Consider the following 14,939-nt stretch of genomic DNA (forward strand, 5'->3'; position numbering starts at 1 on the left):
TGCCCCTATCGCTCGATCGTGCCGACGCGGCGGATTTTGCGTTGCAGCTGCATCACGCCGTACAGCAGCGCCTCTGCCGTTGGCGGGCACCCGGGTACATAGATGTCCACCGGAACGATCCGGTCACATCCGCGCACTACGGAATAGCTGTAGTGGTAGTAGCCACCACCATTGGCGCAGCTGCCCATGCTGATCACATATTTGGGCTCAGACATCTGGTCGTAAACCTTGCGCAGGGCCGGTGCCATCTTGTTGCACAATGTGCCCGCGACAATCATCAGGTCCGACTGGCGCGGGGATGCGCGCGGGGCGGCACCGAACCGTTCCATGTCATAACGCGGCATATTGGCGTGGATCATCTCCACCGCACAGCACGCCAGGCCGAAGGTCATCCACCAAAGCGAGCCGGTCCGCGCCCACTGGAACACGTCTTCGGTAGACGTGACGAGGAAACCCTTGTCGTTCACTTCGGTCTGCAGCGCGTGGAAATAGTCAGCGTCAGGCTGCCGCACTTCGCCCGGTTGGGCGGTCGGCATCTGGTCCATATTGGCGGGCGTCAGCCCCGCCAGAGTGGTGTTGGCTGTGGTGTTCTGCGTGCTCATATCATTCCCACTCCAGCGCGCCTTTCTTCCACTCGTAAGCAAAGCCTACAGTGAGAATGGCGAGGAAGATCATCATGCCGATCCAGCCGACCCAGCCCGTATGATCGAGGCTGACCGCCCACGGAAACAGGAAGGCAACCTCCAGGTCGAAAATGATGAACAGGATCGCGACCAGGTAGAACCGCACGTCGAAGCGGCTGCGCGCGTCCTCGAACGCGGGAAAGCCGCATTCATATTCGCTCAGTTTCTCGGCATTCGGACTGTGCGCACCGGTCAGGCGCGAGACGCCCATCGGCAGGAACACGAACAGGGATGACAGACCCACTGCGATAAACAGGAAGATCAGGATCGGGAGGTATTGCGAAAGGTCGACCAATTGCTGACTCGCCAAGGCTGTATTTCGGTTGGGTGCGCCCTAGTCCTGCCTCCCCCAACGCGCAAGGGGGCGAAGGCCCGTATTGCCCCCGCCCCCGTGCAAAATCCGCAACTTGTTGTGCGCTTCGTTGACCTAAGACGTGCGCTCAGGCCTTTTTCATGTCCCGCGCAATGGTTTTACGGGTGGTGTCGCTATAGGGCGGAAGCAGGCCTGCCAGCTTTGCAACATTGGCCTTGGGCTGGGTGTAGACGCTCCGTGCGTGGCTGAATTCCTTGAACCCTTCAGGCCCATGATAGGAGCCGATGCCACTGGGGCCGACCCCGCCAAACGGCAGATCATCCATCGACACATGCATGATCACGTCATTGACCGTAACGCCGCCCGAAATGGTCCGGGTCAACACATGCTCGCGCTCGCCGGCATCGGCGCCAAAGTAATACAGGCCGAGCGGACGGTCGTTTTCGTTCACGTAGTCGATCGCTTCATCCACACCCTTGTAGGTCTTCACCGGCAAGACCGGCCCGAAGATTTCCTCCTGCATCGCCATCATGTCGTCATTGACGTTGCGCAGGATAGTCAGCGGCATCTTGCGTGAATTGGTAGAGGAGAAATCCTCATTCGCCGGATTGACTTCCAGCACCTCTGCTCCCTTGTCACGCGCATCGGCCACCATGCTTTGCAGGCGGTCATAATGCCGATCGGTCACGACAGACGTGTAATCATCATTATCGAGCAGGGTCGGATACATGTTGTGCGCCGCCTGTCGAACGGAATCGACAGCTGTCTGCTCCTTGTCCTCCGGCACATACATATAGTCCGGAGCGAGGCAGATCTGCCCGGCATTAAGCATCTTGCCCATGGCGATCCGCTCACCGGCCTGTTCGTAATTCGCGCTGCGCCCGAGGAATACCGGCGACTTCCCGCCAAGTTCCAGCGTTACCGGCACGAGATTGCGGCCTGCCGCTTCCATCACCTTGCGGCCCGTCGGCGTCGAGCCGGTGAACAACAGGTGATCGAACTGCAGCGATGAAAACGCAGCCGCCACTTCCGGGCTGCCGGTTATCACGGCGACTTCCTCTTCCGCGAAATATTTGGCGACCAACTCGGCCGTCATTTCGCTGGTCGCTTCGGTGAATTCGCTCGGCTTGATCATCGCGCGGTTGCCCGCCGCCAGGATCTGCATCAGCGGGCCGATCGACAGATTGACCGGGAAATTCCACGGACTCAGGATACCAACAACGCCCTTGGGTTCGTAGCGCAGCTCCGCCTTTGCTCCCAGCAGGCCAAGTGGGAACCGTGTACCGCGCTTCTCCGGCCGGGCCCATTTGTCCATGTTCTTGAGGCAGTATTTGCCGAAGCCAATGGTGCCGGTAATATCGGTGATCATCGATTGTTCGTGGCTGCGATTGCCGAAATCACGAGCCATTGCGCGAGCCAGTTCATCACCATGATCGACCAGCAAGGCAATGGCGCGCTTGATCCGGTCGCGCCGGGCGCTCAGCGGCTCGGGCCGCGCCGCCGTGAAGGCAGCCCGCTGCCTGTGCAGGATGGCTTCCATCTCCGCCTTCTTGTCATCAGCCATGATCGTCTCTCCTCAAGTTTCTATTTGCCACGCATCCTTGACCAAGCGCAGGAGGATGACAAGCTAATACCTATTGCCCATTCGCGCAGGTTTGCCTTTGCCGCAGTGCAGCATTAGGTGAACCTGAAACCAATAACGCAGCCCCGACACGAAAGGTCCTCTCCATGGCCCAGTTCTCCTCTGCCGATCCGATCGTCATCCTTTCCTACGCCCGCACCCCGATGGGTGGCATGCAAGGCGCATTTGCCGATGTCTCTGCGACGGATCTGGGCGCCACGGCGGTGAAAGCTGCGGTCGAGCGCTCTGGCGTACCGGGCGAGAAATTCGACCGTGCCTATATGGGCTGTGTGCTTCCCGCTGGCCTGGGCCAGGCCCCTGCCCGGCAGGCGGCGATCAAGGGTGGCTTGCCCAAATCCGTGCAGGCCACCACCGTCAACAAAGTGTGCGGCAGCGGTATGCAGACCGTGATCATGGGCTCCGAAGCGCTGGCATCGGGCACTGTCGACTACGTGGTCGCGGGCGGGATGGAGAGCATGACCAATGCGCCATATCTGCTGAAGAAGCACCGTTCGGGCGCGCGGATCGGCCACGACACGACCTATGACCACATGTTCCTCGACGGGCTGGAGGACGCCTATGAGGAAGGGCGCGCGATGGGCACGTTCGCACAGGATACTGCCAACGAATACCAGCTAACCCGCGACGACCAGGATAGCTATTCGATCGAATCCCTGCGCCGCGCCAATGCCGCGATCGAGAGCGGTGCGTTTGCCGGCGAAGTTGTTCCTGTCACCTTTTCTACCCGCAAGGGTGAAGTAACAGTCGACACCGACGAGCAGCCTGGCCGAGGTCGTCCGGACAAGATCCCGCAACTGCGCCCTGCCTTCGCCAAGGACGGTACGATTACCGCAGCAACATCAAGCTCCATTTCTGACGGCGCAGCAGCAGTCGTGTTGACCCGCGCAAGCGTGGCCAAGGAAAACGGGCAAGAGCCGGTGGCGCAGATTGTCGCCATGGCGGCCCATGCGCGCGAGCCCAAGGATTTCACCGTCGCACCCGTTGGCGCGATCGAGAAGGTCTTGGCCAATGCTGGTTGGAGCGTTGAAGATGTCGATCTGTGGGAAGTGAACGAGGCTTTCGCCTGCGTTTCCATGTTCGCCATGCGCGACATCGGTATCCCGCATGACCGGATCAATGTGAATGGTGGTGCGACGGCGCTCGGCCATCCGATCGGGGCCAGCGGCACGCGGATTATCGTCACCCTGATCAATGCCCTGAAAGAGCAAGGGAAGACCAAGGGCGTCGCCAGCCTGTGTATTGGTGGCGGCGAAGCCACTGCAATCGCGGTGGAAATTCCCTGATCCAGGCCGATTCGGCGAAATATCGCAGGAATGCTACAATGTCGGCCTCTTGTTGAGGGAGAGCGACATGAAGAAACTCATTGCAATAGCGAGCCTGGCGGCATTGGGGGCCTGTTCCCAGTCCGAACCATCGACCGGCGCTGATCCGACCGAAGTCGTCGTGCCGCAGCCGAGCGTGACGGCCGGAACCTATGAAGCCACCAATGCCGAGGGCGCGGTCAACCGTGCCGTTCTAGCAGAGGACGGCACATATGCCACCTATGGTGCAGACGGGAGTGCGACCGGTAGTGGCAGCTGGACCAATGTCGGGCGCCGGACCTGTTTCGACCCGGAAGGTGACACGACAGAAGTCTGCTACACCGATGGGACGCCCGCCGAAGACGGCACGTTCACAGCAACCAGCGATGACGGGAATGTCATTTCGGTCCGCCCGGTCGAGGGTGACATTGCGACCGAGTAAGGCAGCAAATCAGCATGGACATGAAAAGGGGGCGGCCATTTGGTCGCCCTTCTTTTTGTCAGACAGGCCCGGCGCCCCAAAGACGATCTTCCCGGACATAGCCAGCCCGTTTCCCGACCGAAAAGACGCACCAGCCTGCTTCGCAGTCACCCAGCTTGCCAACCACGCCGGGCTGGAGGTTCCACTTCACCGCCGAGTTGTCTGCAGGAGCCGCGCGCATCGGCACCAGTCCTTCACCTGTGACCAGCGCCCCCCTTTGCGCGCTGAGATACCGCGCTGCGACCCAGCCCTTGGCGCCAGCGGGGTCTTCGATATAGCGCCAGCCCTCGCGCAGCCGGAGGACCTTGACCGGCAAACCGTCGCGCCGGAACACCCAGTCAATCTTGTATTCCGTGCTCGGCCCAACCCGCATATTCAGTTCAGTCGTATCGATCGTAGCCCAATAGGGCGTCTCGCGCTGCTGCGCGCTGGCCGAACCGCAGGCGGCCAGCACCAAGCAGGCCAGGAGCAAAAGGGGCGTTCTCATCATGACTCGGCGCATTATGGTAAACAGAACCTTGCCCGCAAGACTTTGCAGCAAGCTGCTTGACCAAATTTGCGGTACTGTCCAAGCACGGGACAAATGAGCGCACCTAGCAACACCACCACCCGCCGCGTCGAAGGCACGCCAAAAGTCATCGTGACCCGTCACCTGATGCCTTCCATAGAAGCACGCATGAGCGAGCTTTACGAGACTACACTCAACACGCAGGACACGCCCTTTTCGCGCGACCAGCTCGCCACGGCGATGGCCGATTGCAATGTTCTCGTCCCGACCGTGACCGACAGGATCGACGCCGATTTGATCGAAGGGGCTGATGACCGGCTCAAACTGATCGCCAATTTCGGAGCGGGAACCGACCATATCGACCTGGCCGCAGCCGCGCGGCGCAAGATCATGGTCACCAACACGCCCGGTGTATTCACCGACGATACGGCCGATCTTGCGATGACAATGATCATTGGCGTGCCCCGCCGCATTCGTGACGGGGTGGCCCTGATCCGGCGCGGAGAGTGGACAGGCTGGGCCCCTTCTGCCCTATTGGGCCGCCAATTGGGGGGAAAGACCCTCGGCATTATCGGCATGGGCCGGATCGGCCAGGCAGTGGCCTATCGCGCCAAGGCATTCGGCCTGAATATCGCCTATCACAATCGCAAGCCGCTGCCGCAAGCGGTCGAGACGATGTTTGGCGCAACCTATGTCGGAGATCTCGACACGCTGATTGCAGAGGCAGACATCCTGACGCTGCATTGCCCCTCGACCGAGGAATCGCAGCATATGATCGATGCCAGGCGGATCGGATTGATGAAACCGGGTGCCTCGCTGATCAACACGGCGCGCGGTGACCTGGTCGATTACGAAGCCCTGATTGCGGCGCTGGAAGGCGGCGCGCTGATCGGTGCAGGTCTCGACGTTTACCCGGAAGAACCAAAAGTCGATCCGCGACTGCTGGCCCACCCCAATGTGATGACCCTGCCCCATATCGGCAGCGCAACTGTGGAGGGGCGCGAGGCTTCGGGCGAAAAAGTGATCGCCAATATCCGTTTCTGGGCCGACGGGCATCGCCCGCCCGACCAGGTTTTGGACGCGCTGGTCTGACCCGAACTGGCACCCTTTCAGATTCTACGCATAAAACTTGCGCAGACCGCTTGTCTGCAACCCAAAAATTGCCATAACCGCGCCTGATTGGGAGTGCGGGCCAGATCAAGAGCGCGCGCCATCATAGGGGAATTCGATGCGTCGCCTGTTTGCTGCCACTTTGCTCGCTGCAATCCCGTCGGGCCTTGCCGCCCAAGATCCGGCCCAGATCGCGATCAGTGATAGCGGCGATACGGCATGGATCCTGACGGCGTCGGCGCTGGTCCTGATGATGACCTTGCCCGGCCTCGGCCTGTTTTATGGCGGCCTGGTGCGCGCAAAGAACTTCCTCTCGGTCTTGCTGCAAGTCGGGGCGGTCGCCTCGATCGCATCGGTTTTGTGGGTGGTTGTCGGCTACACTCTGGCCTTTGGCACTGTCACCAACGGTTTCCTCGGCGCCGGCAATGCCTGGATGCTGATTGATATTGCGAATGTGCGTGACGGGCTGACAATTCCCGAAAGCACGTTCTCCCTGTTCCAAATGACCTTCGCCGTGATCACGCCAGCCCTGATGGTTGGTGCATGGGTGGACCGTGCACGATTCGGCTGGGTCCTGGCCTTCTGTGCCCTGTGGGGCCTGGTGGTCTACGCCCCTGTTGCCCACTGGGTCTGGGGTGGCGGTTGGCTCAGCGGCCTTGGCGTACTCGACTTTGCCGGCGGTATCGTTGTCCACACAACGGCAGGTGTTTCGGCATTGGTTGTCGCCCTGCTGCTGGGTAAGCGGGCCGGTTTCCCGCAGAAGCTGATGTTGCCTCATGCCCCCAGCCTGACCATGGCCGGTGCCGCGCTGCTGTGGGTCGGCTGGTTCGGTTTCAATGGCGGCAGTGCCCTGACCGCGACAGATGATGCTTCCAGCGCTATCATCAACACCCATGTCGCGGCGGCGACTGCGGCGCTGGTGTGGCTGCTGGTGGAGAAATTCACCGTCGGTAAGCCCACCAGCGTTGGCTGGGCAACAGGTGCGATTGCCGGCCTGGCAACGATCACTCCTGCGGCGGGTTTTGTGTCACCGGGTGCAGCGATCCTGTTCGGGATTCTTGCGGCAGTCATCTGCTACGGCGCGATCCAGCTGATCAAACAGCGTCTGCAAATCGACGACTCGCTGGATGTGTTTGCCGTCCACGGTGTCGGCGGCATCCTTGGCTCGATCCTGCTCGCCGTTTTCCTGTCAGACAGCCTGGGTGGCCTTGGCTATGGCGAAGGTGCCACCATGGTATCGCAAATGATCGCGCAGCTGATCGGGGTCGGTGCGGTTGCCGTGTTCAGCGCGGTTGCCACGGCAATCCTCGCCCTGATGGTCAGTGTGGTATTCCCGATGCGGGTGAGCGAAGACGAGGAACGCGAAGGCCTCGACATCACCAGTCACGCAGAGCGTGCGTGGGAAATGGACTAAAGCTTCAGGTGAAAAAACCGGTTGAAGTCTGACGGTGAATACCCGGCGAAAGCTTCACCGGGTTCAAAACCGAAACTGCGGTAGAGCCCGACCGCCGCGTCGAACAATGCGCCGCTGCCGGTTTCCAGCCTGACATGGCTTAGCCCTGCCTCGCGTGCAGAATTGATAATGTGCAGGACGATGGCCTTGCCTGCGCCCTTGCCAACCGCGTCGGGATGCGCCCGCATCGACTTGATCTCCAGGAAGCCATCGTGCCGCCGCATGGCGCCAACCGCGAGCAAGTCCGCCCCATCCCAAGCCGCAAGAACCGTGATGTCAGGCGCGCGCAGCGAGCCGAGATCAAGCACATGCGCAGTTCCGGGCGGCGAGTATCCCACCATCTCTGCATGGTGATATTCCAGGAGGGACCGAACTTCCGGTTCGGACAGGTCTGTAGGCCGTATCTCCATCACTCACCCGTCAGGATGCGATCGACCAGCTCCTTCACGGTTGGCGTGAAATTGTTGGAATAGAACGGATCGCTTTTGAAGCGGTAAGCGGCGTGGCCGGCAAACATCAGATTATCGTCCGTATGCCCGCCATGAGCGATATCTTGCAGGGTCTTCTGGATGCAGAAACTGCGTGGGTCGGCGAGACGCCCTGTGGTGTAGTCGTCGTGATCCTTCCAGCTTGAGAACTGGCAGTGGCTGAGACAGCCCATGCAATCCTTCTGGTCCTTCTGGATTTCAGCGCGCTTGTCGGGCGTCACGAACACGACGGTATCATCCGGCGTCTTGAGAGCCTGAGTCTGGCCTTCGCCAAACCATGCCTTGGCCTTCTGGTAGTCGTCCGGTTTTACCCAGAAGCTCTTGCCCTTCACCCCGAAATCGAGCTGCTTGGAATGATCTTCGTCCTGCGCCTTCGCGAAGCCGATCTGGCGTTCGCTGCGATGGATCAGATCGTAGAGGAACGGCGTTTTCACCGCGCTGGAATAGAACCCGGTGGGGCTGAATTTGTGCAGCAGCACGTCACCTTCATCCAGCGTCCGCAAACGATCTTTCCATTCCTGCGGGATCGGGCTTTCCTGCGTCAGCAGGGGCCGCGTGCCGAACTGGAACGCGATCTTGCCCAGGTCCGGATTGTCGATCCATTCATCCCATTCGCCCAGCGCCCAGACACCGCCCGCCATTACGATCGCCGTATCTTCCGAAACGCCTTCCTTGCGCATGGTTTCACGCAGTGCCTTGACCCGGGGGTACGGATCCTGCGGCTCGCGCGGGTTTTCTGCATTGGAAAGACCATTATGGCCGCCTGCCAGCCATGGGTCTTCGTACACCACAGCCGCCATCAGGTCCGGAACCTTGGAGTAACTGCGCTTCCACAAGGCGCGGAAAGCACGGGCAGAGCTGATGATCGGCAGGTAGTTGACGTTATACCGCGCGGCAATTTCGGCCAGCTTGTAGGGCATGCCTGCCCCGCATGTAACGCCGGCGATCATGCCCGGCGTATTCTCCAACACACCTTCGAGCACGGCCTGTGCTCCGCCCATTTCCCACAGGACGTTGATATTGATCGCGCCCTTGCCGTTGGAAATCTCGTAAGCCTTCTTCACCTGCTCGGTCGCGCCATCGATACCGTACTGGATCAGCTGGGCATGGCGATCCTTGCGGGTCGCGGCGTCATAGACCTGGGGAATGATCTCGCCATTCTCGTCGGTGCTGTCGGCATTGACCGCGCTGACGGTGCCGATGCCGCCGGCAGCAGCCCATGCGCCGGAGCTGGCGTGGTTGGTCGCCGAAACGCCCTTGCCACCTTCGACCAACGGCCAGACTTCGCGGCCGCCATATTGGATCGGCTGCAACCCCTTGAAACTCATGAATATTCCAATTCGCTATTTGTTGCCCGCGCCGCCCCCTGCGGCTTTCACGACATCGCCCCGGCAGGGCGAAATTGCATCCGGTTGAGGCCTCGTAGCCGCTCTGCGGAACTGTGCATAGTACCCCGCCAATTCGGGTGCATCACGAAACATCTCGAGCTCGAAACCAACCTGTTCGAATTCGCATTTGAGCAGGAACGGGTCGATACCATGCTGGTCTGTTGGCCGGTCGACATCCACGACGATGGCCCGGCCACCTTCTTTCAACGATGGCCAGAGGCGCCACAGGAACGCGTAAGGCTCCTGCACCTCGTGGTACATATGGACCATGAAAACACGGTCGAAACTGTCATCGGGCAAGCGCGGATCGTCCGCTGCACCGAGCTTGATCGATACGTTGTCGAGCCGCTCTTTCTCGACCCGGTTGCCCAGCCGCTGCAGTGCGTCATCATCAATGTCCTGGGCCAGGACCCGCCCAATCTCGCCAACCCGCTGGGCCAGGCGTACGGTGTAATAGCCCTCGCCCGCACCGATATCGGCGACAGTCATGCCCGGTTCGATAGCAGCAAAGTCCATAACCTTGCGCGCTTCGCCGACGCTGTCGCGCGCAGTTTCGGTGCTGAATTCGTTCGATCCAAGTGCCGATACCGGCCTGTCAGGCAGCGGGAATTCTGCCGCGCTTGCCATGCGATCTTCCGGGATGGCAGCTTGTTCGCAAGCCGCCAGGCCCACCAGGCATGGAAGAAGGATCGCGAGCGCGCGCATTATTCGACGTCCTCCACCTCGACTGCCTCACCTGTCACCTGCTGGGCCAGCGCGGCCGAGATAAAGGGATCGATCGCGCCATCCAGCACATCACCGGGCGCAGTACTGGTCTCGCCCGTGCGCAGGTCTTTTACCATCTGGTAGGGCTGCAGCACATAGCTGCGGATTTGGTGGCCCCAGCCGATCTCGGTCTTTTCCTGATACTCGCCACTGGCCGCCGCTTCCCGTTCGGCCATTTCCTTCTCGAACAGGCGCGCCTTCAGCATATTCATCGCGGTGGCGCGGTTCTTGTGCTGGCTGCGATCGTTTTGGCTCGCCACCACGATGCCGGTCGGCTGGTGGGTAATGCGCACGGCGGAGTCGGTGGTGTTGACGTGCTGCCCACCTGCGCCCGAAGCACGGTAGGTGTCGATCTTGAGGTCCGACGGGTCGATCTCGATATCAATATCGTCGTCAATGACGGGATAAACCCAGACCGAGCTAAAGGATGTGTGTCGCCGCGCAGAGCTGTCATATGGGCTGATGCGGACCAGGCGGTGCACGCCGCTTTCGGTCTTGGCATAGCCATAGGCATTGTCGCCCTTTACCAGCAGCGTGGCAGACTTGATCCCGGCTTGCTCGCCCGCATGGTATTCGATCAGCTCCACCTTGAACCCGCGCCTTTCGGCCCAGCGGGTGTACATGCGCTGGAGCATCTCGGCCCAATCCTGGCTCTCGGTGCCACCGGCACCAGCGTGGATTTCGATATATGTGTCGTTGCTATCAGCTTCACCAGAAAGCAGCGCCTGGACCTTGTCGGCATCGGCCCGATCAGCGAGCTTTTCCAGGCTGGCGAGCCCGTCATTCACGATATCGTCGTCGCCTTCAGCCTCGCCCATATCGATGAACTCAATCGCATCGGCCATTTCCGAAGAGATTTCATTGACCGTATTCACCGCTGTCTCGAGCAGCTTCTGCTCGCGGCTGACGGCTTGCGCTTCTTTCGGATTATCCCACAGGGTCGGATCCTGCACACGGGCATTGAGCTCATCGAGGCGGCGCAGGGCGCGCTCCCAGTCAAGCGACTGGCGAACAAGGCCCAAGGCGGCTTCGATGCGGTCGATATTGGCCTGCCCTTCGGCACGCATGAAACTTCCCTTCAGATCAATTGGGGCACCGCTTAGCGAAAGAGGCGATGTTGGCCAATGGGCCAAAGGCGATACCGGTCAGTAAATGCCGCCCTGGTCCTCCACGAAGTCCGCTGGCGCATCTTCGCGTTCGACTTCCTGAACCACGCTCCGCCCGGCATTCCTGCCCCGCCGGATCAGCTCCAGCACTTCCTTGCGCTTGGCGGCGATCTCGTCCGCCCGGGTGGAACGCGGAGGCTCGGTATCGGGCTTGAACGCTTCCCAGATAATGGCGGCTTGTGGGTCGGAACCCGGCCATGCGTCGAACACCCGCTTGCCGGTGCGGCGATCAACCCGAACCATGCGCACACCTGACGGGGCGATGGCCGGGCGATTGCTCCAGCGATCCTTGGTTTCGCGCACGAAGCGCTTCACAATCGGGGCAGCAATCGTCCCGCCCTGGGCATAACCGCCCATATTCTTGGGCGTGTCGAAGCCGAGATAGGTGCCGACAATGTAATCCTGCGTGCCGCCGACGAACCAGACATCGGTCGGACCGGTGGTGGTGCCGGTCTTCCCGAACAAGGGCAGGCCCAGATCGCGCAGCACGGTGCCAGTGCCACGCTGCACCACGCCTTCCAGCATATGCATCGTCTGGAAGGCTGTGCGTGCATCCATCGCCTGTTTGCCCGAGGGCTTGAGGCGCGGCATCGGCTTGCCATCCCATTCCGCCATGTTGCAGCCATTGCAGGCGCGTTTATCGGCTCTCCAGATCACCTTGCCGCGCCTGTCCTGAACATAATCGATAACGGTCGGATCATTCAGACGCCCGTGATTGGCCAACGCCGAATAGGCATTGACCATTTTGAGCACGGTTGTCTCGCCGGCGCCCAGTGCGAAAGCCGGATAGGGATTGTAGCGGCCGATCCCGACATTATCGATCGTGTCGATAACATTGGGCATGCCCGATTCCATCGCGACCTGTACGGTCATGATATTCTGCGATTGCTCCAGGCCATAGCGCAGCGGGAACGTTCCGCCCCGCCCGCCACGAAAGCATTTCTCACCCAATCGCGAGCCCTGATAATAGCAGTAGCTGCCATTTTCGACCTGGGTGGAGGGGGTGAATCCATTGTCCAGACCGGTGGCATAGACAAACGGCTTGATCGTAGATCCCGGTTGGCGTTCCGCCTGCGTCGCACGGTTGAACGCGCCAAGGCGGCTGTCAAAACCACCTTGCATGGCCAGTACCCGGCCCGTCATCGGATCCTGCACCACCAATCCACCGGAAGCTTCCGGAATTGTTCGCACCCGGTAGCCATTGCCAGAGGGGGATGCGGCAATCACATCGCCAGCCTTGAGCGCGTTGGGAAGACCCGTCAGCGGCGCGGTCTCGCCATCGCTGAATCCGATGGTCGCATTGCTGCCCGACCGCTCTGTAACCAGCCCAACGCGCCAGTCCTCGTAATTGATGCCCAGAAAAGAGCTCGCCAGTTGGCCCTGCCAATTGCCTTCGCTCAGATCGATCGTTGCAATCGGGCCGCGCCAGCCACGGCTGCCGTGATAGCGTAGCATGCCCTGCCGTAGCGCCACGCGGGCTGCATCCTGCATTTCGACATCAAGCGATGTGCGGACCCACAGGCCACCGGCATAGACGCTGTTGTCGCCATCGTCGGCATTCTCACCGAAATCGGCGATCAGCTGGCGCCGAACTTCCTCCAGGAAGTATCCGGCATCCGCCGAACGCGTGCTACGCTGGCTGACCAGCCCCAGCGGTTGCTGCGTTGCGATGGTGGCCTCTGCCTGGGTCGCGAATCCGTTCTCGACCATTTGCTCGAGCACGAAGTTGCGGCGCGCGATCGCGGCCTGTTCTTGGCCACGCCGGCCATAGCGTTCAGGCGCTTTGGGCAGAACGGCAAGAAAGGCAGCTTCGTGCAATTCCAGATCGCCGACATCCTTGTCGAAATAGGCACGCGCCGCCGCCTGCACCCCGAAGGACCGGCGACCAAGCGGAATTTCGTTGAGATAGAGCTCGAGGATTTCTTCCTTGGTCAGCACGCCTTCAATCCGGCGCGCAAGCATCATTTCCTTGATCTTGCGGGTGACCGAATATTCGTTGGTCAGCAGGATGTTCTTGGCCACCTGCTGGGTAATGGTCGAACCACCCACCGCACGTTCGCCAGAGCCGAGCTTGCTGACATAATCCACCACTGCGCCCAGCACACCGCCGGCATCGATCCCGCCATGGCTGAAGAACGTCTTGTCCTCTGCCGCCAGATACGCCTCGATCAATTGCTCGGGAAAATCCGCATATTGCAGCTGGACCCGTCGCTCACGCGCGTAGGAATGGACGATCTCGCCATCGATCCCGCGTACCACCGTTGGCAGAGGTGGCTCATATTCCAGCAAAGTCTCTGCATTGGGCAATTGCCGAGCAAGCAGGGCCCAAGCGACCAGCCACAGGATGACAAAGGCCATCAACAAATAGCCGCCCCAGCGCACCCACCGGTGCGCCTGCCAGTGGCGCTTGATCCAATTGATCGCGCCCGACGCCTCACGGCGGATGCGATAGCGGAATGTTTCGATGGATGAACCGTCAGACATAATCAATGTAGGCGTTTAGCACGGGAATTCCGTGCCGCGCCACCGTGAAAAACGCGATTATGTCCCGCTTTGTCGGGCGAAGAATATCCTGATCGACCGGGCCATCGTCTCGGCGAAGGCTTTGCGGCCTTCGGGGGAGGACAGACGCCGGGCGTCATCAGGGTTGGTGATATACCCGGATTCGTAGAGCACGGCAGGAACATCGGGAGCGCGCAACACAGCCAGTGCGGCCGATCGCCTCGCCTGCGGATGGAAATTGAGCGAGCCCCTCCCCTCGCGCACGATCAGGCTGGCAAATTCGGCAGAGGTTTCCTGAACCCGGCGCTGCGAGAGCTCGACCAGGATATTGCTGACCTCGTCGCTTTGCTGGGTCACCGTGACGCCGTTAAGCTTGTCGGCATTGTTCTCCCGCTCGGCGAAACGGGCGGCGGCTTCGCTCGATGCCTCATTCGAGAGAGTGTAGATACTCGCCCCGCTCACGCCGCGAATCTCACCGGCAGAATCGGCGTGGATCGATATGAACAGGTCGGCATCGAGTCTGCGCGCGATTTCCGGCCGCTCTTCCAGGACCAGGAACGTATCGTCCTCGCGGGTCAGCGCCACACGGATGCCTCCCGCTTCGACCAGTTCGTCTTTCAGGGCCTTGGCCAGCCCCAGCACCAGCGCCTTCTCTCTCAGCCCTGCTCCGCTGGCTCCGGGATCCTTGCCGCCATGACCGGCATCGATCACCACCAGCGGGCGCGAACGGTCGGCAGGGCCATAAACTGTGGGCAAGTCCACCGGATCATCTGCCCCGGGCAGGATCAGGCGCAATACGTAGTCACGTCCCAGATGCGGCACCGGGATCGATAGCCCGAACGCATATAGCCCGCCGACCAGCAGCACCGGCAAGAGGAAGACCATCAGGATCTGGGTGCGCTGCGACATCATCTCCTTGCCTGTTAGGGGCGTTGATACCATTTACGCAATATAGTTGCTCGCAGGCACCCACGGTGCTAGCAGAGTTTTCGACCGAACACTTTCACCGCAATCGGGTCGCAACCGTTGAAAAACGTGGCGAAAGAAGGGTTTCGGGGGTTCCTTGCGGCATTGTGCCGAGGGGAACGACACTAACAGGTTGATGCGTCAGATGAGAAGCCACCCCCAAGCAAACGCGA

The 14,939-nt window shown here is 60.7% G+C and carries 14 protein-coding genes; 4 read left to right on the plus strand and 10 right to left on the minus strand.

The window, feature by feature from the left end; genetic code table 11:
• Positions 1–5: 5 nt before the first annotated feature.
• The 3 genes from ABD653_RS03090 to ABD653_RS03100 form a co-directional block, all read right to left on the minus strand.
• Entirely contained in the window at positions 6–545 is a 540-nt protein-coding gene (locus ABD653_RS03090) for a NuoB/complex I 20 kDa subunit family protein (RefSeq protein ID WP_160780472.1), read from the minus strand.
• Positions 546–603: 58 nt separating this feature from the next.
• Positions 604–978, minus strand: a complete 375-nt coding sequence (locus ABD653_RS03095) for an NADH-quinone oxidoreductase subunit A (RefSeq protein WP_160780473.1) — start codon at positions 976–978, stop codon at positions 604–606.
• A gap of 145 nt (positions 979–1,123) precedes the next feature.
• Positions 1,124–2,560 (minus strand): coniferyl aldehyde dehydrogenase, encoded by a 1,437-nt coding sequence (locus ABD653_RS03100; RefSeq protein WP_160779805.1) that lies wholly within the window; start codon positions 2,558–2,560, stop codon positions 1,124–1,126.
• Between the two features lie 164 nt (positions 2,561–2,724).
• Between ABD653_RS03100 and ABD653_RS03105 the strand changes: the two genes are divergently transcribed.
• Positions 2,725–3,921: a thiolase family protein gene (locus tag ABD653_RS03105; protein ID WP_160779806.1), complete on the plus strand. Its 1,197-nt coding sequence runs from the start codon at positions 2,725–2,727 to the stop codon at positions 3,919–3,921.
• Between the two features lie 67 nt (positions 3,922–3,988).
• A complete protein-coding gene (locus ABD653_RS03110; protein WP_160779807.1) occupies positions 3,989–4,381 on the plus strand; it encodes a hypothetical protein in 393 nt (130 codons plus the stop codon).
• Between the two features lie 58 nt (positions 4,382–4,439).
• Here ABD653_RS03110 and ABD653_RS03115 read toward each other — a convergent pair whose 3' ends face one another.
• A complete protein-coding gene (locus tag ABD653_RS03115; protein WP_160779808.1) occupies positions 4,440–4,910 on the minus strand; it encodes an SH3 domain-containing protein in 471 nt (156 codons plus the stop codon).
• Between the two features lie 93 nt (positions 4,911–5,003).
• Between ABD653_RS03115 and ABD653_RS03120 the strand changes: the two genes are divergently transcribed.
• Together ABD653_RS03120 and ABD653_RS03125 are read left to right on the plus strand one after the other, a co-directional pair.
• Positions 5,004–6,020 carry a 2-hydroxyacid dehydrogenase gene (locus ABD653_RS03120; RefSeq protein ID WP_160779809.1) on the plus strand — a complete coding sequence of 339 codons (1,017 nt, stop codon included), beginning with the start codon at positions 5,004–5,006 and terminating at the stop codon, positions 6,018–6,020.
• A 136-nt stretch (positions 6,021–6,156) separates the two neighbouring features.
• The gene (locus ABD653_RS03125) at positions 6,157–7,452 is read left to right on the plus strand and encodes an ammonium transporter (protein ID WP_160779810.1); all 1,296 of its coding nucleotides are present in this window, start codon (positions 6,157–6,159) and stop codon (positions 7,450–7,452) included.
• Here ABD653_RS03125 and ABD653_RS03130 read toward each other — a convergent pair.
• From ABD653_RS03130 to ABD653_RS03155, 6 genes are all read right to left on the minus strand, one after another.
• On the minus strand, positions 7,449–7,901 hold the full coding sequence (locus ABD653_RS03130) for a GNAT family N-acetyltransferase (RefSeq protein ID WP_160779811.1): 453 nt from the start codon (positions 7,899–7,901) through the stop codon (positions 7,449–7,451). The genes ABD653_RS03125 and ABD653_RS03130 overlap by 4 nt on opposite strands.
• Positions 7,901–9,307, minus strand: a complete 1,407-nt coding sequence (locus tag ABD653_RS03135; RefSeq protein ID WP_160779812.1) for an NAD(P)H-dependent flavin oxidoreductase — start codon at positions 9,305–9,307, stop codon at positions 7,901–7,903. The genes ABD653_RS03130 and ABD653_RS03135 overlap by 1 nt, the downstream gene beginning before the upstream one ends.
• Before the next feature lie 15 nt (positions 9,308–9,322).
• Positions 9,323–10,072, minus strand: a complete 750-nt coding sequence (locus tag ABD653_RS03140) for a class I SAM-dependent methyltransferase (protein ID WP_160779813.1) — start codon at positions 10,070–10,072, stop codon at positions 9,323–9,325.
• Positions 10,072–11,199 (minus strand): peptide chain release factor 2, encoded by a 1,128-nt coding sequence (gene prfB / locus ABD653_RS03145; protein WP_160779814.1) that lies wholly within the window; start codon positions 11,197–11,199, stop codon positions 10,072–10,074. The genes ABD653_RS03140 and prfB overlap by 1 nt, the downstream gene beginning before the upstream one ends.
• Before the next feature lie 78 nt (positions 11,200–11,277).
• Positions 11,278–13,782 (minus strand): penicillin-binding protein 1A, encoded by a 2,505-nt coding sequence (locus tag ABD653_RS03150; RefSeq protein WP_160779815.1) that lies wholly within the window; start codon positions 13,780–13,782, stop codon positions 11,278–11,280.
• A 57-nt stretch (positions 13,783–13,839) separates the two neighbouring features.
• Positions 13,840–14,709 (minus strand): N-acetylmuramoyl-L-alanine amidase family protein, encoded by an 870-nt coding sequence (locus tag ABD653_RS03155; protein WP_160779816.1) that lies wholly within the window; start codon positions 14,707–14,709, stop codon positions 13,840–13,842.
• Between the last annotated feature and the right edge of the window lie 230 nt (positions 14,710–14,939).

Source organism: Parerythrobacter jejuensis, from assembly GCF_039536765.1.
Classification (GTDB): domain Bacteria; phylum Pseudomonadota; class Alphaproteobacteria; order Sphingomonadales; family Sphingomonadaceae; genus Parerythrobacter; species Parerythrobacter jejuensis.

Bases quoted from the DNA above. Each gene is read 5' to 3' on its own strand.
- ABD653_RS03125 (WP_160779810.1), top strand. From the start codon at position 6,157: ATGCGTCGCCTGTTTGCTGCCACTTTGCTCGCTGCAATCCCGTCGGGC.
- ABD653_RS03130 (WP_160779811.1), bottom strand. From the start codon at position 7,901: ATGGAGATACGGCCTACAGACCTGTCCGAACCGGAAGTTCGGTCCCTC.
- ABD653_RS03105 (WP_160779806.1), top strand. From the start codon at position 2,725: ATGGCCCAGTTCTCCTCTGCCGATCCGATCGTCATCCTTTCCTACGCC.
- ABD653_RS03110 (WP_160779807.1), top strand. From the start codon at position 3,989: ATGAAGAAACTCATTGCAATAGCGAGCCTGGCGGCATTGGGGGCCTGT.
- ABD653_RS03155 (WP_160779816.1), bottom strand. From the start codon at position 14,709: ATGTCGCAGCGCACCCAGATCCTGATGGTCTTCCTCTTGCCGGTGCTG.
- ABD653_RS03115 (WP_160779808.1), bottom strand. From the start codon at position 4,910: ATGATGAGAACGCCCCTTTTGCTCCTGGCCTGCTTGGTGCTGGCCGCC.
- prfB (WP_160779814.1), bottom strand. From the start codon at position 11,199: ATGCGTGCCGAAGGGCAGGCCAATATCGACCGCATCGAAGCCGCCTTG.
- ABD653_RS03150 (WP_160779815.1), bottom strand. From the start codon at position 13,782: ATGTCTGACGGTTCATCCATCGAAACATTCCGCTATCGCATCCGCCGT.
- ABD653_RS03120 (WP_160779809.1), top strand. From the start codon at position 5,004: ATGAGCGCACCTAGCAACACCACCACCCGCCGCGTCGAAGGCACGCCA.
- ABD653_RS03140 (WP_160779813.1), bottom strand. From the start codon at position 10,072: ATGCGCGCGCTCGCGATCCTTCTTCCATGCCTGGTGGGCCTGGCGGCT.
- ABD653_RS03100 (WP_160779805.1), bottom strand. From the start codon at position 2,560: ATGGCTGATGACAAGAAGGCGGAGATGGAAGCCATCCTGCACAGGCAG.
- ABD653_RS03135 (WP_160779812.1), bottom strand. From the start codon at position 9,307: ATGAGTTTCAAGGGGTTGCAGCCGATCCAATATGGCGGCCGCGAAGTC.
- ABD653_RS03090 (WP_160780472.1), bottom strand. From the start codon at position 545: ATGGACCAGATGCCGACCGCCCAACCGGGCGAAGTGCGGCAGCCTGAC.